General features: G+C 72.2%; 17 protein-coding genes and 1 tRNA gene. 6 read left to right on the top strand and 12 right to left on the bottom strand.

Annotated features, from left to right (window positions below; translation table 11 throughout):
* Nucleotides 1-696: 696 nt before the first annotated feature.
* Nucleotides 697-2,511 (bottom strand): ABC transporter ATP-binding protein, encoded by a 1,815-nt coding sequence (locus ACFULQ_RS00390; RefSeq protein WP_383536065.1) that lies wholly within the window; start codon nucleotides 2,509-2,511, stop codon nucleotides 697-699.
* Nucleotides 2,512-2,679: 168 nt separating this feature from the next.
* Here ACFULQ_RS00390 and ACFULQ_RS00385 point away from each other — a divergent pair, with 168 nt between their 5' ends.
* From ACFULQ_RS00385 to ACFULQ_RS00365, 5 genes are all read left to right on the top strand, one after another.
* Nucleotides 2,680-5,457, top strand: a complete 2,778-nt coding sequence (locus ACFULQ_RS00385; RefSeq protein ID WP_383536063.1) for a GH59 galactosidase — start codon at nucleotides 2,680-2,682, stop codon at nucleotides 5,455-5,457.
* Between the two features lie 248 nt (nucleotides 5,458-5,705).
* Entirely contained in the window at nucleotides 5,706-7,436 is a 1,731-nt protein-coding gene (locus ACFULQ_RS00380; RefSeq protein WP_383536314.1) for a SulP family inorganic anion transporter, read from the top strand.
* A 4-nt stretch (nucleotides 7,437-7,440) separates the two neighbouring features.
* A complete protein-coding gene (locus ACFULQ_RS00375) occupies nucleotides 7,441-8,286 on the top strand; it encodes a hypothetical protein (RefSeq protein WP_383536061.1) in 846 nt (281 codons plus the stop codon).
* Entirely contained in the window at nucleotides 8,283-8,813 is a 531-nt protein-coding gene (locus tag ACFULQ_RS00370; protein WP_383536059.1) for an RDD family protein, read from the top strand. Before ACFULQ_RS00375 ends, ACFULQ_RS00370 begins: the two co-directional genes overlap by 4 nt.
* 28 nt (nucleotides 8,814-8,841) lie before the next feature.
* Nucleotides 8,842-9,387, top strand: a complete 546-nt coding sequence (locus ACFULQ_RS00365) for a DUF1269 domain-containing protein (protein ID WP_383536057.1) — start codon at nucleotides 8,842-8,844, stop codon at nucleotides 9,385-9,387.
* Between the two features lie 392 nt (nucleotides 9,388-9,779).
* Here the strand turns inward: ACFULQ_RS00365 and ACFULQ_RS00360 are convergent, their stop codons facing one another.
* The 5 genes from ACFULQ_RS00360 to ACFULQ_RS00340 form a co-directional block, all read right to left on the bottom strand.
* Nucleotides 9,780-11,159: a diacylglycerol/lipid kinase family protein gene (locus tag ACFULQ_RS00360; protein WP_383536055.1), complete on the bottom strand. Its 1,380-nt coding sequence runs from the start codon at nucleotides 11,157-11,159 to the stop codon at nucleotides 9,780-9,782.
* A 59-nt stretch (nucleotides 11,160-11,218) separates the two neighbouring features.
* Nucleotides 11,219-11,668 (bottom strand): hypothetical protein, encoded by a 450-nt coding sequence (locus tag ACFULQ_RS00355; RefSeq protein ID WP_383536053.1) that lies wholly within the window; start codon nucleotides 11,666-11,668, stop codon nucleotides 11,219-11,221.
* 31 nt (nucleotides 11,669-11,699) lie between these two features.
* Entirely contained in the window at nucleotides 11,700-12,164 is a 465-nt protein-coding gene (locus ACFULQ_RS00350) for an SHOCT domain-containing protein (protein ID WP_383536051.1), read from the bottom strand.
* A 162-nt stretch (nucleotides 12,165-12,326) separates the two neighbouring features.
* Entirely contained in the window at nucleotides 12,327-13,679 is a 1,353-nt protein-coding gene (locus ACFULQ_RS00345) for a hypothetical protein (RefSeq protein WP_383536049.1), read from the bottom strand.
* Between the two features lie 179 nt (nucleotides 13,680-13,858).
* Nucleotides 13,859-14,518, bottom strand: coding sequence for an HdeD family acid-resistance protein (locus ACFULQ_RS00340; RefSeq protein ID WP_383536047.1), 660 nt, complete (start codon nucleotides 14,516-14,518; stop codon nucleotides 13,859-13,861).
* 208 nt (nucleotides 14,519-14,726) lie between these two features.
* Here ACFULQ_RS00340 and ACFULQ_RS00335 point away from each other — a divergent pair, with 208 nt between their 5' ends.
* Nucleotides 14,727-16,136, top strand: a complete 1,410-nt coding sequence (locus ACFULQ_RS00335) for a DUF2252 domain-containing protein (protein ID WP_383536045.1) — start codon at nucleotides 14,727-14,729, stop codon at nucleotides 16,134-16,136.
* An 89-nt stretch (nucleotides 16,137-16,225) separates the two neighbouring features.
* Here ACFULQ_RS00335 and ACFULQ_RS00330 read toward each other — a convergent pair whose 3' ends face one another.
* From ACFULQ_RS00330 to ACFULQ_RS00305, 6 genes are all read right to left on the bottom strand, one after another.
* Complete coding sequence (locus ACFULQ_RS00330; RefSeq protein WP_383536043.1) at nucleotides 16,226-16,423, bottom strand: hypothetical protein; 198 nt, start codon at nucleotides 16,421-16,423, stop codon at nucleotides 16,226-16,228.
* Nucleotides 16,424-16,548: 125 nt separating this feature from the next.
* Complete coding sequence (locus ACFULQ_RS00325) at nucleotides 16,549-17,067, bottom strand: hypothetical protein (RefSeq protein WP_383536041.1); 519 nt, start codon at nucleotides 17,065-17,067, stop codon at nucleotides 16,549-16,551.
* A 16-nt stretch (nucleotides 17,068-17,083) separates the two neighbouring features.
* Complete coding sequence (locus ACFULQ_RS00320; RefSeq protein ID WP_383536039.1) at nucleotides 17,084-18,712, bottom strand: MFS transporter; 1,629 nt, start codon at nucleotides 18,710-18,712, stop codon at nucleotides 17,084-17,086.
* 114 nt (nucleotides 18,713-18,826) lie between these two features.
* A complete protein-coding gene (locus ACFULQ_RS00315; RefSeq protein WP_383536037.1) occupies nucleotides 18,827-21,511 on the bottom strand; it encodes a LuxR C-terminal-related transcriptional regulator in 2,685 nt (894 codons plus the stop codon).
* 219 nt (nucleotides 21,512-21,730) lie between these two features.
* Nucleotides 21,731-21,804: transfer RNA gene (locus tag ACFULQ_RS00310), tRNA-Pro, on the bottom strand.
* An 81-nt stretch (nucleotides 21,805-21,885) separates the two neighbouring features.
* Nucleotides 21,886-23,313 (bottom strand): MFS transporter, encoded by a 1,428-nt coding sequence (locus ACFULQ_RS00305; RefSeq protein WP_383536035.1) that lies wholly within the window; start codon nucleotides 23,311-23,313, stop codon nucleotides 21,886-21,888.
* Between the last annotated feature and the right edge of the window lie 135 nt (nucleotides 23,314-23,448).

The following is a 23,448-nucleotide window of genomic DNA, read 5'->3' as shown; positions in this document are numbered from 1 at the left end:
CATCGACGCCGAGCCCGGGAAGCGGGCACGTCCACGCGGAGCCGGCTGCGCCGAAGCGGGTCCCCTCCCGAGCCGCCCCGGAAGGCACGGACAGGCCACCGCCGCCGCGGCCGACCACAAGGACCACCCACGCCGAACCCCAAGTGACCAGGACGTCCCCGCGCAGCCGCCGACACCGAAGCCGCCCCCCTCCCGAGCCGACCCAGAAGGCACGAACAGGCCGTCACCGCTGCGGCCGACCACAAGGACCACCGACGCCGAACCCCAAGTGACCAGGGCGTCCGCGCGCAGCCGCCCAGTGGCCAGGACGCCCGCGCGCAGCCGCCGACACCGAAGCCGATCCCCGCCCGAGCCGACCCAGAAGGCACGGACAGGCCACCGCCGCCGCGGCCAACCACAAGGACCACCCACGCCGAACCCCAAGTGACCAGGGCGTCCCCGCGGAGCCGCCGCCACCGAAGCCGATCCCCTCCCGAGCCGACCCAGAAGGCCGCGAAGTGAGCACCCCGCGCCGCGGCCGCAGCGCAGAACCGGCCCTTGTGGAACCCCCGTTGAGACTGACGGCCGACTTCCCGCGAGGCCACCGTGTCGTCCTGCCACGGCCGGCCCGCCGGGATGACCCCGTACCGCCTCACGGCCGGCGTCACTGCTCACCGGGCCGCGACAGCCGGAGCCCTCCCCTCCGCTCACCCCGTTTCAGTGCAACTCGGCCGCCACGGCGTCGTCTTCGAGGAAGCCGCCCGACTGGTGGTGCCACAGCTTCGCGTACGGTCCGTCCAGCGCGAGCAGTTCCTGGTGGCTGCCCTGCTCCACGATCCGCCCGCGGTCGAGGACCACGAGCTGGTCCATGCCCGCCACCGTGCTCAGCCGGTGCGCGACCACCAGCGCCGTGCGCCCCTCCATGAGCCGCCACAGCGCCTCCTGGACGAGGATCTCGCTCTCCGAGTCCAGCGCGCTGGTCGCCTCGTCGAGGAGCAGGATCGGCGCGTCCCGCAGGATCGCCCGCGCGAGGGCGACCCGCTGGCGCTGTCCGCCGGACAGTTTCACGCCCCGCTCCCCCACCAGCGTGTCGAAGCCGTCCGGCAGCGCGTCGGCGAACTCCGTGACGTGGGCCGCCTCGGCGGCACGGCGGATCTCGGCGTCGGTGGCGTCCGGCCGGGCGAAGGCGATGTTGTCGCGCAGGGTGCGGTGGAACATGGCCGGGTCCTGCGGGACGTAGGCCATCAGACTGCGCAGATCCCGCTGGCGCAGCCGGCTGATGTCCTGCCCGCCGATCAGGATCCGGCCGCCCTCGATGTCCTGCATCCGCAGCAGCAGCCGGGTGAGCGTGGTCTTGCCGCCGCCGGAGCGTCCGACGAGGCCGACCTTGGTCCCGCCGGGCACGACGAGGTCGAGCCCCTCGAAGAGCCGCTCCGCCCCCGCGTGGCTGAAGTGCACCCCTTCGAAGCACACGTCGGCGGCCCCGGGCACCAGCGGCTCGGGCGACGGCGGATCGAGCACGGTCGGCGGGCTCAACAGCAGCTCGGTGAACTGCGCGGCCTCCGTCATCGAGCTCTCCAGCCTGCGGTAGATCTGGTTGAACTCGAACATGATCCGGGTCGCGTTGGAGTAGTAGGTGAAGGCGACCACCACCGCCTCCACGCCGTGCTCGCCCCCGCCCAGCGTCACCGCGAGCAGCAGGCCCAGCGCGTTGGTCAGCACGGACATCGGCGCGACGAAGGTGTCGATGCGCAGATTGCCGTAGTCCCACGACCTGAGCATGAGCCGGCGTGAGGTCGCCACCCGGGAGCGGTGCTCGGCGGCCTCACGGGCCTCGGCGCCGAACGCCCGGACGGTGTCCATGTTCATCAGGCTGTCGGCGACATGCCCGGACACCCGGGCGACCGCCGCCTCCCGCTCGGCCACCAGTTCCTGGCGGCGCCGGATGAGCGGGGCCGCGCACACCGCCGTGACCGCGATCATCGTCAACAGCCCTACGACGAGCAGCGGTTCGTAGCGCCACAGCACCACCGAGCCGAACAGCAGCGGCACGACGTTGCCCACGACCTGGAAGCACAGGGTGTCGACGAACGGCTCGAAGCGGGTGGCGAAGCTCAGGACGCGCTTGGTGAGCGACCCGGCGAAGTTGTCGTGGAAGAACGTGGCGTCCTTGGTGAAGAGTTCGTCCATCCCGATGATGGACAGGTGCTCGATGCCGAGGGCGTCGAGGCGGTTCATGCAGTGCAGGGCGACCCGCCACAGTGCCTCCGCGAGCAGCAGGACACCGGCGAAACCCAGGACGTACGGCAGTGCCGAACCGGCGGTGAACTCGTCGCCGTCGGCGAGGGCGCCGGCCAGCTTGGCGACGACCAGCGGGGCGATGTAGTTGAGGCCGATGCCGCCCAGCGCGAACAGCAGCATGGCGGGAGCCGTCAGCCGCCGGAGCCGGGCCAACTCCCGTCCGTAGTAACGAAGTGCGAGGAGCACCGCGCCCTTGCGCGGTGTGACTTTCTCAAACTCAGGCGTCTGCATCCTGACCCTGTGTGTATGGGGAGTAACGGTCCGAGTTCGGCAGTGTCCCGTGACGACCGCCTCCCGGTCCACGCCTTTTCGGTCGGGTGAGACCCCTCGGGAATCGTCAATTCCCAAGTGACGCAAGGGGATTGACCTAGAAAGCGCTTGCCGCCTACGGTCCCCCGAATGGGTATGAAGCGAGGATTCGGCTGGGCGTCGCTCGCCGCGGCGACGACCACGATGGCTCTGGCGGCAGGGGTGACGGCGGCACCCGCCGCCCACTCCGCGGACGATCCCGTGCAGATCGTGATCGACGGGCACGACGTACGCGCCGACAACGTGCACGGCCTCACCTACAAGGGCCTCGGCCTGCTCAGCTGCAACAGCACGAGCAATCTGCTGATGGACTACAAGGCGGAGCACCCGCAGCGGTACTGGCAGTTGATCAGGGTGCTGTTCGGCGGCCGGAACCCGCTGATCAACCACGTGAAGATCGAGATGGGTTCGGACACCAACACCTCGACCGGTTCCGATCCGGCGACCATGCGCACGGCGGACGAGCTCGCCGACGCGTCCCGCTCCCCCGGCTTCCAACTGGCCGCCGACGCCAAGACGGTGAACCCGGGGCTGAAGGTCTCGATCCTGCGCTGGGTCATGCCCCAGTGGGTGCAGACCGAGTGGAACAAGGGCACCGGCACCGACGAGATGTACCGGTGGTACAAGGAGACGATCCTCGACGCGTACGAGAAGTACGGGTACATGGTCGACTACGTCGATCCGGACACCAACGAGACCACGAAGCCGGACGTCTCCTTCGTCAAGTGGTACAAGAGCGCGCTCGTGAGCGACACCGAATTCGCCGACCCGCGCTATGGCTTGACGCCCCGTCAGCAGGCGGCGGCCGCAACGGCGTACCACAACATCAAGATCGTCGCGTCGGACGAGAACACCACGAAGAACATCGGCCCGGCGATGCTCACGGACACCGAACTCTTCGGCACGGTCGATGCGGTGGGCTACCACTACACCACCGAGGACCGGCTCGACGGCACCCCCGACAGCGCCACCTACCGGCCGTACACGAAGCTGGCGACCGGTGACAACTCCTACGGCCAGGACAAGGAGGTCTGGTACAGCGAGGGCGTCGGCTCCTTCGGCTGGACGGACTACCGGGTCAACAACACCGAGGGCCCGAACGGCGCGAGCACCGGCATCGGCGGCGTGCAGAGCGCGCTGGACCTCGCCAACCGCTCCGTGAAGAGCTACGCCAACTCCAAGCGGACGCACTACATCTTCCAGCCGGCGATCGGGGCCTTCTACGAGGGTGCCCAGTACAGCCACAAGGAGCTGGTCAGCGCCCGCGACCCGTGGTCCGGGAGCATCCACTACGACGCCGCCGTGTACGTGATGCAGCACTTCACCCAGTTCGCGAGGACCGGCTGGGAGAACTCCGGCAACACGGCCGGGATCTGGCGCACCGTGCCGGAGGCGAGCTACAGCGGGGTGAGCGGCACCGAGAACGTCGACGGCTCGAACGGCGCGCCCAGCTACATGACGCTCGCCGACCCCAAGACGCGGGACTTCTCGACGATCGCCGTCAACGACAGTGACCGGACGAGGAGTTATCGCATCAAGGCCGAGAACATGGACCTGGGCGGCGATCCCACCATGGAGGTCTGGGAGACCCGCGCCGCCGACCCCGGCCAGGCCTACGACGCCAACTTCAAGCACCTCGCCGCCGAGATCCGCCCCGACGGCGACGGCTACTACACCTACACCGTGCAGCCGCGCTCGATCGTCACCTTCACCACGCTCGACCGCAGCCGCGACAAGGAGACGCTGCGGCGCCTGCCCGGGTCCGCCGCCCGCACGGTCCTCGACACCGACGCGACCGGCAAACGCCACGACACCCGCGACGACGTCCTGTACGCCGACGACTTCGGCTACGAGGAGGAGGGCCGGGTCCAGGTCGGCGCGGACGACGGCGCCCGCAAGGTGTCCCGGCCGTACCTCGTCTCCCGTGGCAACCAGCCGCGTTACCTGGTGGACCAGACGGGCGCGTGGGAGGTCGGCGAGGACGCCGACGGCGACAACGTCCTGTACCAGTACCTGGACCAGTCCATGAAGGACACCGGCGCCTGGAACCGCAACACCCCCAACACCACCGTCGGCGACTTCCGTTGGGAGAACTACAAGGCCTCGGTCGACGTCTCCTTCCCCGACCCGCAGGGCGGGCTCGCCACCCTGGGCGTGCGCCAGCAGAAGGGCATGGCCGCGACCGACGCCGCGTACAGCCTCGGCATCGGACCGGCCGGGAACTGGACCTTCCACCGCTACGGCACGGTCGTCCGCACCGGGACGGTCGCCGCGGCCGACGGCTACCGCCTCGCCGTGGAGGCCAGGGGCGCGACCGTCACCGCGTACGTCGACGGACAGGCCGTGGTCACCTACCAGGACCCGGCGCCCGCGACCGGGGGCCGCGTCAAGCTCGGCACCGACTTCCACCGGACCGCGTTCGACGACCTGTTGGTCGAGAAGGTCGCCGGATACACCCCGTACGCCACCGCGCTGATCGACAACATGGACCGTTCGGTGGCCTACGACGGCACCTGGAGCCGCAACGCCTCCCTGGGCGACGCGATGAACTGGTACCGCACGACGTCGACGAGCGCCACGGCGGGCGCGACCGTCACCGTCCCGTTCCGCGGCACGGGCATCGATGTCATCGGGGGCAACGACGCAAGCGCGGTCCTCGACGTGCTCGTGGACGGCCGGCCGGTCGCCGTGGACGCGCGGACCACCGCCACCGACAAACGCCAGGTGACGTACTCGTTGCGCGGACTGCCCGACGCCCGGCACACGGTGGTGTTCACCCTGAAGTCCGGGAAGCTCGTCCTCGACGCCTTCACCACGTTCTCCGGGGAGGTGGCCGGGCGGGTCTCTCCCGCAGCGCCGGCACCATGAACTGACGTCCGGCCCGAGGACTTCTCGCGCACCCCGAACGGCAGGTCCACGGCGCGGTACCGGGCCGTGGACCGCCGAGTCACCCCCGCCGGGTGAGGCCGCGCGGGCGTCGCCGTCGGATCCTTCGAGGACACGGCGTTCCGGACCCGGGCAACGGTCGACGGCCGTGGTGAGGTCGGGAAGGGCGGATGGACTGCCAAGACGCGCAGACACGGTCCGTGGCCACCGGGCAGCAGGCCCGGGGGGCCATGGGTCGGCTGCGGGCCATACCGGGCGTCCGGGCGCTCACGGGCTACCGGCGCGAGTGGCTGGCCAAGGACCTGGTGGCCGGAATCGCCCTCACGACCCTGCTCGTGCCGCAGGGCATGGCGTACGCGGAACTCGCGGGGCTGCCCCCGATCACCGGCCTCTACACCACGATCCTGTGCCTGCTCGGCTACGCGGTGTGCGGCCCGTCCAGGATCCTGGTGCTGGGCCCCGACTCCTCGCTCGGCCCGATGATCGCCGCCACGGTGCTCCCCCTCGTCGCGTCCGGCGGGGATCCCGAGCGGGCGGTCGCCCTGGCCTCGATGCTCGCCCTCATGGTGGCCGGCATCATGATCCTCGCCTCCGTGGCCCGCCTCGGTTTCATCGCGGACCTCATCTCCAAGCCGACGATGATCGGCTACATGAACGGTCTGGCCCTGACCATCCTGATCGGCCAGCTGCCCAAGCTGCTCGGCTTCAAGGTCGACGCGGACAACCTGGTCGGCGAGTGCGCGGGACTGGTGCGCAAGCTGGCCGAGGGAGCGACGGTGCCCGCCGCGGCCGCCGTCGGCATCTCGGGGCTGGTGCTGATCCTGCTCCTGGAGCGGCTGCTGCCCAAGGTCCCCGCCGTGCTGGTGATGGTGGCCCTCGCGATCGCGGCGGCCTCGCTCCTCGACCTGGACGAGCACGGCGTCGGTCTGGTCGGACCGCTGCCGGAGGGCTTCCCGCCGTTCACGATCCCCGACGTACGGGCCGACGACCTGGTCCCGCTGTTCGGAGGCGCCCTCGGGATCGCCGTGGTGTCGCTGGCCGACACGATCTCCAACTCGTCGGCGTTCGCGGCCCGCACCGGCCAGGAGGTGCGCGGCAACCAGGAGATGGCGGGGGTCGGGGCGGCGAACCTGGCGGCCGGGCTCTTCCAGGGCTTCCCCGTCAGCGCGAGCGGCTCCCGTACGGCCGTCGCCGAGCGCGCGGGCGCGAAGAGCCAGCTCACCGGCGTGGTCGGAGCGGCCCTGATCGTGCTCATGCTGGTGCTGGTGCCGGGCCTGTTCCGCAACCTCCCCCAGCCCGCCCTGGCCGCCGTCGTCATCGCCGCGTCCCTGTCGCTGGCCGACATTCCTGGTGCCGTACGGCTGTGGCGGCAGCGCCGGACCGAGTTCCTGCTGTGCGTCGCCGCGTTCGTCGGGGTCGCCCTGCTCGGTGTGCTGCCCGGCATCGCGATCGCGGTCGGGCTGTCCGTGCTCAACGTGTTCCGGCGGGCCTGGTGGCCGTACGACACCGTGCTGGGCCGGGTGCCGGGCCTGGAGGGGTACCACGACCTCCGCTCCTACCCGGGCGCGGACAGGCTGCCGGGGCTGGTGATCTACCGGTTCGACGCACCGCTGTTCTTCGCCAACGCCAAGAGTTTCCGGGACGAGGTGCGGCGGCTGGCCGGGACCGATCCGCGGCCGCGCTGGATCGTCGTCGCCGCCGAGCCCATGACCGACGTGGACACCACCGCCGCGGACGTCCTGCACGAGCTCGACACGGCGCTCGGCGTCCGGCACGTCCGGCTGGTCTTCGCCGAACTCAAGGACCCGGTACGGCGCAAGATCGAGCGCTACGGGCTCACCCGCACGTTCGACCCCGACCGCTTCTTCCCCACCGTGGAGGCCGCCGTCACCGCCTACATGCGCAGCACCGGAGCCGAGTGGGGCGTCGGCTCCGAGACCCGACCGCTCGACCGGAGGTGAAGCGATGGGCAGCAACGACAGGGGGGCCGCCGCGGGGGCGGCACGGCTGGCCATGGGGCTGGCCGATCTCGCCGTGCGGGCCGTCGCCGACACCGCGCGGGACGCGGCACACGCGCGTCCACGGGCGCGGGGTGCCACCGCCGTGCCGGACGCGGCGCTCGGCCTCGCACTGGAGCTGCGGCGCCGGTCGTCGTGGGTCCTGGCGGGCGTCGGTGCGGTCGCCGTGCCGGGCACCCGTGCCGCGGTGCGCCTGCTGGTGCCGTCCGTCGCTGCCGATGCCGTCGGCCGGCGGGTCGCGCGCTGGAGTGCGCTCGGCGCGGCGGAACGGCTGCGGGCACGCGACGAGGCGGCGCTGCGCAGCCGAGCGCTGGTGCGGGCGGTCGCCGCCGCCGTCCTCGACGAGATCGACCTCGACGCGGTGGCCGAACGGCTGGACGTCGACCGCGTCGCCGCGCGCATCGACCTGGACGCCGTGCTGGCCCGGGTGGACCTGGACAGCGTGCTCGCCCGCGTCGATCCGGACACGGTGGTGGCCCGGGTCGACCTGGACGGCGTCCTCGAACGCGTCGACCTGGACGCCCTGCTCGCCCGTGTCGACCCGGACACGGTCCTCGCGCGCGTCGACCTCGTGACGTACGCCGAGGCGGTTCTCGACGAGCTCGATCTCGGGCGGGTGGTCCGGGACACGGGCGGGAGCATCACCGCGGAGACGCTGGACTCCTTCCGTGAGCAGAACGCCCGTGCCGACCGGGTCGTGCAGCGGATCACGGACCGGCTCCTGCATCGGGCGGGTCCGTCGGGAGCGGACGGGCACACGGGCGGTCCGGCCGCACCCATGGAGGCACCGTGACGGCCCCGTCCCGCGCCCGGCGTCCGCCGCAGCTCCAAGGGAGTCACGCGGGGCTCGTGTCGCGCACGATGGCGGCCGCCGTGGACGCCTTCGTGGTGCTGGCGATCCTTTTCGCCCTCCAGTGCGGTTACGCCGCGGCACGCTCTCTGCTGACGGGACAGCCCTTCGCCTTCCCCGATCCCGGGCCCGGCTTCACCGTGGCCTTCGGCTACGCGGTCCTCGTGGTCTACCTCGCCGCCGGGTGGGTCTTCGGCGGGCGCACGGTCGGGGACCAGCTGATGGGCCTGCGGGTGACGGACCGTTCGGGACGGCGCCTCACCTCGGGCATCGCCCTGCTCCGGGCCGTGCTGTGTGTCGTCCTGCCCGTCGGGCTGCTGTGGATCCCGGTCAGCCGGCACGGGTCGTCGCTCCAGGACGCGGTGACGGGCAGTGCGGTCGTGCACGACTGGTACGGCGGTACGCACGGTGATCCGGTGGGCTCACCTCCTACGGGTGAGGCGCGGGGCGGGGACGGCCGTATGGGATGAGCCGGGGGCGGTGGAAGGGAGAGAGACGATGGCGACACTCGGGCCGGTGCAACTGCTGACCATCGAGTTCGGCCCCGACGCGGCTTTCGAGGGCCGCGTTCTCGAGGAGTTGGGGGTCCTGGAGAGCAAGGGGCAGATCCGGGTCCTGGACGTGCTGTTCCTGCAGAAGGAGATCGACGGCGACACGCTCGGTCTCAACTACGAGTCGGAGGGCATGGGTGAGACCGTCGAGGCCCTCCTCGGTCTGACCCCGCGCATCCCGGACGCGACCGGCGGCGCACCGGAGTACGGCCCCGGCACGAAGGCGTTCGGGTTCACCCCGGACGACCTCAGGGCGCTGGCGGAGGAACTCCTGCCCGGCACGGCGGCGGCCTTCGTCCTGCTGGAGCACCTGTGGGCCAAGCCGCTGCGCGAAGCCATCAGGAAAGCGGGCGGCCTGCCCGTGGCGGAGGGCTTCCTGACACCCCAGTCCCTGGCTCCGGTGGCGGCCGAACTCCTGGCCACGACGCAGACCGTCGACGACCTGACAGCCGCACAGGAGGCCTCCGGCCACCTGACCACGAGGACCCGCTGACGCAGCCCGCGCCAACCCACCCACTCCGGCCGGGAGCACGACGCCCCCGGCCGGAGACCCGTCTGCTCCGCGGCCGGAGACCCGTCTGCTCCGCACCGCACGCACGGGGCCGAGCGCGACCTACGGCGGAGCGAGGCGTGGGGTGAACGGGCTGTCGGGTCGTCGGGTGGGAGCGGGATCCTTGTCGGCGTCCGTCCGTAAGGCTCGCGGCGGGAAGTGGCGGCCCCGGTCCGACCGTTCGTCTTCGGGGTGGCCCCCGTGTGGCTTTCGGTGGTGGTCCCCGCGTGGTCTTCGGGGGTCGGCCCCGTGCCCCTCTACGGCGGTCTCCCGGTGTGGCCTTCGGCGGCCCCTGCGCCCCTACCGCTCCCGAACCCGTCGCCGCCAAGTGACCGTCACCCACCCCGCCCCCGGCCGGAATCGGGCTCCGACGGCGTCGTACCGTGCCCGTGCCCGTGCCCGTGGCCGTGTCTGAACAGACCGCCTCGGGCCAGGCGGGCCACCCGGGGCCAGTCGGCCGGGGCTCCGGTCGGTGGCTTGCCGGGGCGGTGGCGGGGGACGTGGACCCGCAGTGCTCCCGGCGCGGTCCGGCAGATCACCGGGGTCGGCAGCATGACGTGTTCTCCGTCGATGCCGACCGCGATGTCGGCGGTGTCCGCTTCCACGACGACCTCGTCGGCCCGCAGCCGCATGACGGAGCCGGAGCGCGCGCCGCGCACCAGGCGAGCCGCCTGGGCGGTGTTCGCCACCCGCACGCCGAGCACTCCGAGCAGCCCCGAGTCCAGCCGTTCCCGGCGTCCCGGACGGGCCGAATCGACCGCCCGCAGATAGGGGTTGTTGCTGACGAGCAGCGCCTGGAGTCCGTCGGCGCGCGTGGGACCGGCCCGCATCCGCAGACCCGGCGCGTCCTCGCCGGTGAGCAGCCCGGGAAGGGTCCGCAGCGTCGTGTGCAGCTTGGCGTCGCGGTAGGCGGGGTCGGCGACGACGGACGCGTACGTCCCGAACGACGCGTTGTTGACGAACACGCGGTCGGCGGCGAACCCGAGGTCCACCCGGAGTTCGACACCGTCGGTGAGAGCCTCGAGTGCCGCCGCCGGGTCCTCGCGGTCGAGGCCGAGATCGAGCGCGAAGTGGTTGCGGGTGCCCGCCGGGATCACCGCGAAGGGCACGTCGTGCCGGGCCGCCACCTCGGCCACCAGGGCCTGGGTGCCGTCCCCGCCGGCCACCCCCAGCAGGTCGGCACCCTCGGCCACGGCCCGCGTGGCGAGGCCCGCCACGTCCTGGTGCCCCTCCAGCAGCACGACCCGGGCACCCGCCGCCCGGGCCTTCTCCACCAGACCGAAGCGCCCCACCTTGCCGCCGCCGGAGCGCGGGTTCATGACGATCCAGGGAGCGTGAGGTGCCGCCACCCGCCCGGCTGCCGAGCGCGGGGGCGCCAGGGCGGTGCGTGCGGAGGCGACCGCCAGCATCCACAGGGCCAGGGACAGCAGGGCCGGCCCCAGCATCCCCGACGCGCTGTAGAGGGCGAGCACCGTGAGCGGTGCGGTCACCGACAGCACCAGTCCGAGGACGCGCAGTGCTCCGGTGTGGGCCAGGGTCCACCACACCCCGACGGCGGCGACCGCGAGTCCCGCGATGCCGACGAGGGCCCACAGCACACTGCGCAGTCCGGCCACGAGCAGCGGCACCAGGATGCCGCCCAGCAGGGCGAGGAGGGCGAGGCGGGCCCGCAGGACGTTGCCGGTGTGCGTACCGATGTCCTGTTCCTGTCCCATGTTCTCGCCCTCCCTCCCCGGTGCCGACCCCTCCCGCGAACCTCATATATGACGGGTCGTCACATATCGCGTCCGGGCCGCTCGAACGGCTCGAAGGAGTCGTCACGCCGGACAGTGCACAGGGCCCAGATGATGAAGCCCGAGATCGCGATCATCACGATCGACCAAGCCGGGTAGTACGGCAGGGAGAGGAAGTTGGCGATGATGATGAGCCCGGCGATGGCCACCCCGGACACCCGCGCCCAGGTCGCCGCGCGGAACAGCCCGAGGCTCACCACCACGCCGATCGCGCCCAGCGCCAGGTGGATCCAGCCCCAGCTGGTCAGGTCGAACTCGAAGACGTAGTTGCGCGTCGTGACGAAGACGTCGTCCTCGGCGATCGCCATGATGCCCCGGAAGATGTCGAGCACTCCGGCGAGCATCAGCATGACGGCGGCGAACACCGTCGTGCCGGCGGCCCAGTCCTGCTTGGCCGTGGAGCGCTGTCCGGTGGTGTGGGTAGCGGTCATCCTGACCCCTCCTTTCGATCGACCGGCGTACTCAGCGCCGGGAGGTGGCGGCGACACCGGGGGACGTACCGGAGCCGTGGCCGCTCAGGACGAGGTCCTTGGCCCGGGCGAACTCCTCGTCCGTGATGTCGCCCTTGGCGCGGATCTCCGAGAGCTTGGCGAGTTCGTCGGCACTGCTGGTCGCACCGCCGCCCTTGGCGGTCTCACGGATGTACGAGTCGAATGCCTGCTGCTGCTCCCGCGCCTGGGCGACCTCACGGCGGCCCATGTTCTTGCCGCGGGCGATGACGTACACGAAGACGCCCAGGAAGGGCAGGACGATCGTGAACACCAGCCAGCCGGCCTTGGCCCAGCCACTCAGGCCGTCGTCCCGGAAGATGTCGACGACGACCCGGAAGAGCAGGACGAACCACATGATCCACAGGAAGAACCACAGCATGGACCAGAAGACGCTCAGCAGCGGGTAGTCGTACGCGAGGTACGTGGACGCACTCATGTCACTCTCCTCCGTCCGGGGCCTTCGCCCGGCCGCCTGTCCCTCTCAGCGTGCCCACGGCAAGAAGCCGTCTGCTTCACCCGGCGCGGGTGAGCGGATGCTCCGGCGGGGTCGCGCAGGGGCGGCCGGGCCCACCGGACGGCCCCATTCCGGTGCCACGGCTCATGCCACCGCGTGCCCCGGTCGGTCCGTGGTGTCCGGCGCCGGGCGCGCGGCGGCGAGCACCGCCGTGACCGCCAGCACCACCAGGACCAGGACGAGGACCAGCGCCACCGCGCCGACGGTGGGGCGGTTCCACAGGACCAGCGCGAGCGCCCCCGCCCCGATGGTGACGCCGGTGGTCCAGCGCTCGTGGGCGGACAGCCAGCTCCCGGTGAGGCCGGTGGTCACGCCCGCGCGGCGCAGCGCGCCCCCGGCGCCCGAGGCCCCGCGTCCGGCGAGGCCGCGCACTCCGCGGGCGATCCGGCCGGGGCCGTAGAGGTAGGCGGTCAGGGCCGTGAGCAGGCTGACCACGAGCAGGGTGCGGGCGCTCGCGCGCAGGAAGCGGACGAAGGTGTCGAAGACCGCCGCGGCGGCATCGGGCGGCAGCGTCGCCGGCGGCACCGAGTCCAGGTAGACGCGCCGCAGCACGACCAGCGCGACGAGCACCACCACCGCCATCAGGCCCACGCCGAGCGCGGTGATCATCACCATCACCCGGTGCCCGGGAGCGACCCACACCGCGAGGGCGCCGAGAGCGAGCGTCAGGACGGGCAGCCAGGTGCCGACGACGTCCAGCAGGCGCATGCCGTCCTGGGCCTTGGCCAGTTGTTCGGTCCGGAAGAGCGTGACGGTGCGGTCGGTGTCCGGGATGGCGGCGGCCTTCTCGAAACCGGCGTCGACGAGGCGTTGCCGCACCTGGTCGACCACGGCGCCGATGTCCAGTTGCACCGTGTCCCCGTCGGCCCGCACCGCGCCCTCGCGGTCGCCGGTGAGCATGGTCAGCACGGCGGTGTGGGCCCGCCGGTTGGCGCCCTCCCAGGTCTGCTGGAAGACGTCGCTGGTGACCACGCGGGCCACGTTGCGTTCCACGACCGTGCGCACCGCGGAGCGCAGCGGGGCGGTGAGGGAGCGGGCCCCCTCCACCACGCGGGGCGGCGCCCCGTTGGCCGCCAGGGTCGTGGTCAGGGAGGCCGTGATGGCCGCCACGTCCACCTGGGCGACCACCCGGTCGGTCAGCCGGTCGATCACGACGTCCTGCACGGCCGGGTCCGAGGCCAGCGGGGCGACGGTCTGGACGTACCGGTCGGTGTCGGAGACCTGGTCGTGCACCCAGGTCGCGACGAGGGCGAGGGGCGCGAGCAGGAGCGTGAGGACCAGCAGGACGGTGGCACCGGCGTGGCGCGCCCTGCGGTGCCGTACCTCCGCCGCGCGGCGCAGCCGCTGGTACTCGGCGTGCTCGTCCGCGGTCACCGCGTGGCCGGTGACCGGGGAGGCGCCGCCGCCGGGCGTGCCGGAGGTCGGGGCGGGAATCATGGTGGCTCCCTCGCTGGATGCGGCGGGCCGGTTTCTCGTTGTCAGACGTCCACGGGCTCGGTTCTGAGACGTCCGCGGGCTCGTCTCTCAGACGTCCGCGCGCTCGTCTCCCAGACGTCCGCGGACTCGTTTCTCAGGCGTCCGCGCGCTCGTCTCCCAGACGTCCGCGGACTCGTTTCTCAGACGTCCGCGGGCTCGTGGCGGTCCGTGATGCCCGAGCGGCGCAGCGCGGCCCGCCAGGCGAGGGCGAGGACCAGCTCGAAGAGGCCCAGCAGCACGAGCCACAGGCCGAGCAGCCGGGTCAGCGCCCGGGCCGACTCGGTCGGCAGGGCCAGCACCACGATTCCGGCGACGATGCCGATCACCGCCGTGCCCAGCACGAAGGCGCGGTGCGGCAGGTCCTCGGCGGTGATCGCCGTGTAGAGGGTGAGGATCCCGGTCACCAGCCAGACGACCCCGACGACCAGGGAGAGCGCGGCGATGGTCTGGAGCGGATTGCGCAGGCACAGCACTCCGGCGAGGACGTACAGCACGGCCATGATCAGGCCGATGAGCCGCTCGCCGGGCGCATGCCAGGCGAAGACGGAGACGAACCGGAACGCCCCGGCCACCAGCAGGTACAGGCCGACGAGGACGGCGAGGACGTGCAGGGTCTCGTCCGGCCACACCAGGACGAGGATGCCCGGCACGAGCGTGGCGATCGCGGAACCCAGGATCCAGGTCCAGGAACGGCCGAGGCGCTCCAGTACGTCCGCGCCGGCGGCCGGGTGCTCGGAGGCGCCCCCGTAGGGGTCGTAGTCGGGTGCGGTGTGCGGCGCCGGACCCCGTTGCGTGGTCATGGCTTCTCCTCGCCCGGTCGAACGGGTCGTCTCCGCACCGCCGGGGCGGTGCGGAGCCCCTCACGCGGCCAGCGTCCCGCGTACCGGGGACGGCCGGGTCACCCGTCGTGGGTGATCCGGCCGTCCGGCCGTGCCGGTGGGCTGGAGCCGACGTCGTACGCCGACCGGGCGACGACTCGATCGAGGCCGTCGACCAGGAGGTCCCGCCATGACCGTTCCCGACTCCTCCACGGTCCTGCTGTCCCCCGCGGAACGGGCGACGATCGGCAGGAACGCCCGCACCCGGGTGCCCCGTTCGAGCCACGGCTTCTTCGAGGCGGGCCTCGAGCGACCCGACCCCGTCGAGGTGATAGAGCGTCAGTCGGCGACACGGGTACCCGAGTTGGTGCCCATCCGCTACGGCCGGATGCTCGAATCGCCCTTCCGTTTCTACCGCGGTGCGGCGGCGATCATGGCGGCGGATCTGGGGGCCGCCCCGAACACGGGACTGCGGGCGCAGCTGTGCGGAGACGCCCATCTGCTGAACTTCCGGCTGCTCGCCTCGCCGGAGCGCCATCTGGTCTTCGACATCAACGACTTCGACGAGACGCTGCCCGGCCCCTTCGAATGGGACGTCAAGCGGCTGGCGGCCAGCTTCGCCATAGCGGCCCGGGCCAACGGCTTCTCGATCAAGGAGCAGAACACCGTCGTGGGCACCTGCGCGCGGGCCTACCGCAAGCGGATGCGTGACTTCGCGGGTATGCGCACCCTGGACATCTGGTACGCCCAGGACGACGTCGACCGCCTGCGCGCACTGCTCGCCTCCTCGATGGACAAGAAGGCCAGGCGCCGTACCACCCGGGCCACGGAGCAGGCCCGTACCCGCACCCACCTCCAGGCCTTCGCGAAGCTCACGCGGACCACCCCCGAGGGACGCCGGATCGCCGCCGACCCGCCGCTGATCACGCCGCTCGGGGATCTGCTGGCCGACACGACGGACAACCAGCAGGAGAAGGAGCTCCAGACCGTCCTGAACGACTACGCGCGCACCCTGCCGTCCGAGCGGCGGCACCTCCTGCACCGCTTCCGCCTGGTGGACATGGCCCGCAAGGTGGTGGGGGTCGGCAGCGTCGGCACCCGGTGCTGGATCCTGCTCCTGCTGGGCAGGAACGACGACGATCCGCTGCTGCTCCAGGCCAAGGAGGCCCAGGAGTCGGTGCTGGCCGCCCGGACCGGCACCGACCGCTTCGACAACCAGGGCCGCCGGGTCGTCACCGGGCAGCGTCTGATCCAGACGACCAGCGACATCTTCCTCGGCTGGACGCAGGTGCTGGGCATCGACGGCACCGAACGGGACTTCTACGTACGGCAGTTGCGGGACTGGAAGGGCATCGCCCGGCCGGAGACCATGGACCCCGGCCTGCTGGGGCTGTTCGCCCGGCTGTGCGGTTCGTCCCTGGCCCGGGCCCACGCCCGTTCCGGCGACCCGATCGCCATCGGCGCCTACCTCGGCTCCGGCGACCGCTTCGACCAGGCCCTCACCAAGTTCGCCCAGTCCTACGCCGACCAGAACGAGCGGGACTTCGAGGCCCTGGCGGCCGCCGTCCGCACCGGCCGGGTCACCGCGGAGAGGCTCTGAGCCGCCCGGAGGCCAGGAAGCCCCCTCAGTCCCCCTCACGCCCGGAAGCCCCCCTCGCTCCCGGAAGCCCCCTGACTCCGGAAGCCCCCTCACTCCGGCATCCGCCGCATCTCCAGCACGTGCAGCCCCAGCGACTGGCAGCGGGCCAGCAGGCCGAACAGGTGCGCCTCGTCGATCACGGAGCCGAACAGGACGGTCTGTCCGGACATGACCACGCGTTCCAGCTCGGGAAAGGCTTCGGCCAGTGTGTCCGACATATGTCCGTCGACTCGGATCTCGTAGCGCATGGGCTGTCCTCCCGCGGGCGTCCGGGCGGGCGATCGGTGCCCTGTCCTGCGATGGTCCCCTCGCCCGGTGCCTGTCGGCCTCACCCGGCGCAGGTGATCCGCCGACCGGCCCGCCGGCCGACCGGTCAGTGTTTCAGGAACACCTTGAACGAGATGATCAGCAGGCCGATCAGAAGGTTGACCGAGGCGGTGGCGGCGACCAGCCGCCAGGAGGCACCGGCACGCCGGGCCGCGGCCACCGACCACCCCACCTGCCCGGCCACCGCGACGGAGAGCGCCAGCCAGAGGGCGCCCTGCACGTCCAGTCCGAGCAGCCCGCTGACCGCCACCGCCACGGCCGGCGGTACGGCGGCCTTGACGATCGGCCACTCCTCACGGCACGCGTTGAGGACGACACGGCGGTCGAGCGGTTGCTGGGCCAGTCGTGACCCGAACAGCTGGGCGTGCACATGCGCGATCCAGAACGCCACCCCGGTGAGCAGCAACAGCACGACCAGTTCCAGGCGCGGGAACGAACCCAGCGTGCCGGCGCCGATCACCACGGAGGCCGCGAGCATGGATCCGTAGACACCGCCGGTGTAGTCGGCGCGGGCCCGGCGCCCGGTGCCGGCCCCACGGACCGTCGGGCGATCGGTCGTGGACATGGGTGCTCCCTGGGCGTCAGCGCGTGGTTCCGGCCGAGGGGGCCGGCGCGCGGGTCTCGCGGGCCCCGGTACGGCCGCTCCGGCCGGCCGGGAGGTTCGGTGTGACCAGGAGGCTGACCAGCGTGATGCCGCCGGTGGCGAGGATCGCCGCCTTGAGACCGTCGAGCTGTGCGGAGGCGTAGGAGTCGGTGACGGCCTCGACCTCGGAGGGCGGCAGTCCGGCGTCCTCGGCCGCGGAACGCACCTGGTCGGTGGTGACGAAGGAGATTCCGGCCTCCAGGGCGATGCCGGTCTGGGTGCGGGCCGACTCCGAGAGCCGCGGGTCGTCCTCGACCTGCGTGGTGAAGGCGTGCGCCAGCGAACCGAGGAGGATCGACCCGATCAGTGCCGTGCCCAGTGCGGAGCCCAGGTTCTGCGCCGTGAACTGGAGCCCGCCGACCTCGCTGCGTTCCTCCTCACCCACGCTGGACTGGACGACGTTGCCCAGCTGCGAGGCGAGCAGTCCGGTGCCCACGCCCACCAGGGCCATGGCTCCGGCGAACTGCGCGTCGTCGATGACCGGGTCGATGGTGGCCAGCAGCCACACGACGGCGATCGCCAGGGTGACGAGGGCGAGCCGGACCATCCGGCGCGGTCCGACCGCCCGCCCCAGCGACGAGGCCAGCATGGAGGCGGCGAGCATGGTGATCGAGACGGGGAGCAGCCGCAGCCCGGTCTGGAACGCGTCGAAGCCCTGCACGACCTGCAGGTACAGCGGGATGACGAAGAACAGTCCCAGCAGGATGAGGTTCTGGCTCAGCAGGGCCAGCAGACCGGAGCGCAGCGCGGGCCGGCCCAGCAGGGGCAGATGGACGAGGGGGTCGGTGCCCTGTTCGGCCCGCCGCCGCTCCCAGCGGACGAAGACGGCGAGGACGGCCGCTCCGAGCCCGACGACGAACAGCGTCGGGGAGAATCCGAGGACGGTGAAGGGCGGGTTGCGGGGCGCGACCCATCCCCAGGTGCTGCTCTGGAGCACACCGAGCACGCCCAGCGCCAGCCCGGTGGCGGACAGCGCGGCGCCGACCCCGTCGAGGCGGGGGCGGGTGCCGGTGCGGGCGGGTTCGGCGATCATCCGGCGGCAGCACAGCACGGCCAGCACGACGACGACCTCGCCGGCGAAGACCAGCCGCCAGGTGAGGTAGGTGGTCACCCAGCCGCCGAGGAGCGGTCCGACCGCGATCCCGGCCCCGGCGAGGCCGCCGATGACGCCGTAGGCGACGGCCCGGTCCGGCCCGCGGTAGGACTCCGCGACCAGGGCCGCCATGGCCGGCAGCACCATGGCGGCGCCGAGCCCCTCGATGACCGACCAGCCCAGGGCGAGGACCCACACGGTGGGGGCCAGCGCGGTCAGGGCCGATCCGGTGGCGTACACGATGAGGCCGAGGAAGAACAGACGGCGACGTCCCAGGATGTCGCCGAGCCTGCCACCGATGATCATGAACGCGGCCATGACGAGCGCGTAGAGGGTGATGACGGCCTGGATGGTGGTGACCTCGGTGTCGAAGTCCTCGACCAGCTGGCTGATCGAGACGTTCATGACCGAGGTGTCCAGGACCATCAGGAACTGAGCCGTCCCCAGGACGATCAGAGCGCGCCATCGTCTCACGGTGACCACCTCGCCAGGTCGGTTCGCGGCGGCAGTGGCAGACGGCCGCCCCTCCCATCGCAGCGGAAGAGGGCCTCCCGCCGCCTCACCCGTGACGGGCGACCTGCCGGCCCCTCACAGGAGCCGCAGGTCCCGTGCGCGCCGTACGGCCTCGCTGCGGCGGTTCACCGCCAGCTTCCGGTACAGGCTCTTGAGGTGGGTCTTCACCGTGTTCACCGACAGGTACAGGTCCGCGGCGATCTCCTGCGTCGACATCATCTGGGCCAGCCGTATCAGGACGTCGTGCTCGCGCTCGCTCAGCTCGGGCAGGACGATCGGGGCGGGGGGTGTCGCGACCCCGGCCGGTCCGCCGGCGGCCGCGGGCTCGGGCAGGAGCCAGCCGGTGGCCAGGCCCCGCAGGGGCGCCGCGACCAGCAGCGGCTTGATCCACCGTCCGGTGTCGAGGAAGGGGCGCCGCAGCCGTTCGCGCCGGGCGGCGAGCAGGGCCTGCGCGACGAACCGGCGTGCGGTCTCGGTGTCTCCCGCCGTCGCGGCGGCCTGGGCCCGCACCAGCGACGCCCGGACGGTCACGGCGGGCCCGGGCCGACTCTCGGCGGGCAGGCTGTCGAGCAGGTCGATCGCGGCGGCCGGCCGTCCCGCGGCGAGCTGGATGCGCGCGGCCTCCACCGCCCACGCCGGCCGGTCGTCCGGCAGGTTCCGCAGCACCTCGGCGGCCGTATCGGCCCGTCCTTCGGCCAGGTGGACGGTGGAGGCGACCACCCGCTCCAGGCTCTCCGCCCAGGGTGAGGCGACGGCGGTGGAGACGGCGGGGCTGGCCGACTCCATGGCCGCCCGCCCGTTGCCCTGTGCCAGCTGGAGCCGGGCGGTGGCGATGGCCCGGCCTGCGGCCTTCACCGGGTCCTGGGTCTCGTGGGCGAGTTCGTCGGCCTCGTCGAGCAGCGCCTGGGCCCGGCCCAGTTCGTTGCGGTCGACCGCCACGGCGGCCAGCACCAGCCGCTCGATGCCGGAGCCCGACCACTGGGGCAGACCGAACCGCTCCGACTCGCTGAGCGCCGCCAGGGCCTTGTGCTCGGCCCTGCCGGGCCATCCGTTCAGGTAGTCGATCAACGCCAGGTGCCCCATCGACTCCTCCCGGGGCATCACCGTCAGGGCGCCGCCAGGGCAGTCTGCCGCCTCGGTCAGGGCCGCCCGCGCGTCCTCGTAGCGTCCGGCCCACAGCCGCGTGGAGCCCAGATGCGTGAGCAGCAGGGCGGGGAGTTCGGGGTGTTTGTCCAGGAGGTGCGCGGGGACCTCCGGCCGCACCTCGTCCGCGGTCTCGGCGGCCTGTTCGGCCCGTGCCGGAGAGCCGGTCAGCCTGGCCGCCACCGCCTCCAGGAGCGCCCAGCTCAGCTGGGCCGCCGCCGGGTCGCCCTCCTCGACGGCGAGCCGGGCCTCGGCGTGGTGCAGGTGGGCCATGCCCCGGTCGAGGTCGCTCTGCGCCAGGTCGCGGGCCGCCCGGACGAGTTCCGGCGCGGGGCCCGTGGCCTCGGGGCCCATCCGGGAGAAGATCTCGTTCAGGTCGTCGGAGCGCAGACCGGTGAAGAACTGCCCGATCGCCAGGTCGTCGACGAGAGCGCCGGCGGTGAAGTCCCAGTCGGCGGCGGCGGCGCCGTGGGCGAGCGCCTCGGGCAGGGTGCCGCGGCGCCGCAGCCACTGGGCGGCCGCCCGGTGCAGATCGGGCTCCAGGCCGGGGCTGCGCACCCGCAGATGGGTCTGGAGGATCTCCCCGAACAGCGGGTGCAGGCGGTACCAGCCCTGTCCCAGCTGTTCCACGAAGGCGTTGTCGCGGTACAGCTCGGCCAGGATCCGGTCCGCGTCGGTCCGGTGGGTCAGTCCGTTCACCAGGTCGGGGCAGAAGCGGTCCAGCACGCTGACGCGCAGCAGGAGGTCCTGGGTCTCCTGCGGCTGGCGCCTGAGCACCTCGGCCAGCAGGAAGTCGGCGACGCTGCTGCGGTCGGCCTCGAACTCCTTGAGGTAGGTCACCGGATCCGGGCTCTCCTGGGCGGCCAGGGCGCACAGCCGCAGGCCGGCGGCCCAGCCCCGGGTGCGCTCCACCAGGGCGCGCACGGCGTCGTCGGGCAGGCTGAGGCCGTGCAGTTCCAGCAGCGTCGACGCCTCCTCGGGGGTGAAGGCGAGCTCGGCGTCCCGGATCTCCGTCAGGGCTCCGGCCGCCCGGTACCGGTGCAGGGAGAACATCGGCTCGTTGCGGGTGACGAGGACCAGGCGCAGCCCGGAGCCGGCGTGCTGGAGCACGAACTCCACCTGTTCCGCCACGTCGGACGCGCTCACCCGGTCGAACTCGTCGAGCACCACGAGCAGGGCGGGGTCGCGTCCGACCAGGTCCTCGGCGATCTCCGAGAGCACCTTGTGGCTCACCCGGCTCGGGTCCGCCGGGCAGTGGACCCAGTCGGCCAGCGGGGTGCCGGAGGCCCTGAGCGCCTGGAGGAAGTACGCCCAGAACATGCCGGGCCGCTGTTCCTCCGCCTCGACGGTGAGCCAGGTGACCGGCTGGTCCAGACCGGCCGTCCAGTCGGCGACCGACACCGTCTTCCCCGCCCCGGCGGAGCCGTTGACCATGGTCAGCGGGGTCCGCAGGGCCTGGTCGAGATGGCGGGCCAGGCGTCGGCGGGGCAGGAACATGGCGGGCCGGCCCGGCATGGCGAATCGCGTGCGCAAGAAGGGATCCCCGAGCGGATCGACCCGGCCTGCGGCCGGAACGGTGCTGTTCGTGTCACCTGTAGCCACGGTGCTCACCACCACGCATCGTCAGGTCATGGGCAGCGCTCCCCTTCGCTCAGCTTCTCACTGTTCCGGTGTGCGCACCTGGTACACAGGGCCCCACTGGTCCCGTCGGAGGGCCGACCAGCCCTACGAAGGGACCAAGGGACCTACTCCCGCACCCCCGGTCCCCCGTCGACACACGGAGGAGCACGGAAAAAGGGCCCCGCGGGCTGTTGCCCGCGAAGGCCCTTCGTGCCGTCGGGACGACAGGATTTGAACCTGCGACCCCTTGACCCCCAGTCAAGTGCGCTACCAAGCTGCGCCACGTCCCGGCCGCGTCCTCCACGGGTCTCCCGTGTGATCACGCGGGTAAACCCTACCCCACGCGCGCGGCCGGACCGGATGGCCGACCGTCACCTCCTGGTGGCGACGGGCTCGCGGATCTCGGCACCGTCCGTGACGACCCGGCGCACGGTCCGCCGCACCGGGACGAGCAGGGCGGCCAGTGCCGCCGCCAGGCACAGCACGGCGAGCAGGGTGAAGCCGTGGGTGTACCCGGACTCGTGGGGCAGGCCCGAGGGCTGGAGCCGACCGGTGACCAGCACGCTCGTGACGGCCGCGCCGATGGAGCCGCCGATGGTGCGGATGTTGGCGTTCATACCGGTCGCGGCCCCGGTCTGGTCGGCCGGGACGCTGCCCACGATCAGGTTCGCCATGGAGGCGAAGGCGAGTCCGATGCCGAGGCCGAACAGGCCCGCGACCAGGGCGATCTGCCACTGCTCGTCGTGCCAGTGGGCGAGGAAGCCGCAGGCCACCGCGCCCAGCGCGGCACCGGTCACCAGCAGGGCCTTGGCGCCGACGACCGGCTCCAGGCGGCCGCTGAGGACACCGGAGAGGAACATCGCGACGAGCATCGGCAGCATGAGCAGTCCGGCCGCGGTGACGCTCGCGCCGAAGCCGTATCCCGCCGCCGAGGGCGTCTGCACGAAGCCCGGCAGGAAGGACCAGATCGAGTACATCCCGGCACCGAAGAGCAGAGCCGCGGCGTTGGTGGTCCACACGGCCGGGAGCCGCATCACCCGCAGGTCGATCAGCGGGGTCCGGGAGCGGGCCTCGGAGTACAGCCACAGCGCGAACAGCACGACGGCGGCACCGAACAGACCGAGCACCCGCGCCGAGCCCCAGCCCCACCGGGCGGCCTGGCTGAGCGGCAGCAGCAGCGCCACCAGCCACGCCGACAGCAGCACGGCACCGAGCCAATTGACGCTCCCCTGCGCCCTGTTGGGCGACTCGGGCACATAGCGTACGGCGATGAGGGTGGCGGCGATCACGATGGCGACCGGGATCCAGAACAGCCAGCGGTAGTCGAGCGCGGTCACGATGGGACCGGCGGCGACCATGCCGACCCCGCCGCCGGCGGCGATCACGGCGGACAGGTTGCTGATGGAGCCGCTGACCTCGGACGCGGCGAACTCGTCCCGGATGATGCCGAAGGAGAGCGGGAAGAGGGCACCGCCGACGCCCTGGACGACCCGGGCGACGATCAGGACGCCGATGCTCGGGGCGAGGGCGGCGAGGAGACAGCCGACGGCCACGGTCACCAGGACGGCGACGAGCGTGCGCTTCTTGCCGATCAGGTCGCCGACACGGCCGAGGATCGGCGTGAAGATCGAGGCGGACAGCAGATACGCGGTCATCACCCAGGTCGCGGTGGACTGCGAGGTGTGCAGCGCGTGCTGGACGGTCGGCAGAGCCGGCGCGATCAGCGACTGGAGCATGGAGAACACGCCTGCACCGGCCGCGAGGACCGCGAAGGTGAGACGGGTGGACTTGCGGGGCATGAAGAGCCTCTCCGAACGAACGGGGTGCGGCCGGAGCCTCTGGGGAAGCGGTCGCGGAAAGGACGATGAAGGCACCTCGACTGCTAAAGTGGAGGTACGCCTCCACTCTAGCGGAGGCACACCTCCGCTTCAACC

The sequence above is a fragment of the Streptomyces sp. NPDC057253 genome (assembly GCF_042669125.1).
In the GTDB taxonomy this organism is placed as follows: Bacteria; Actinomycetota; Actinomycetes; order Streptomycetales; family Streptomycetaceae; genus Streptomyces.
This window is presented reverse-complemented; position numbering and strand designations above follow the sequence as displayed.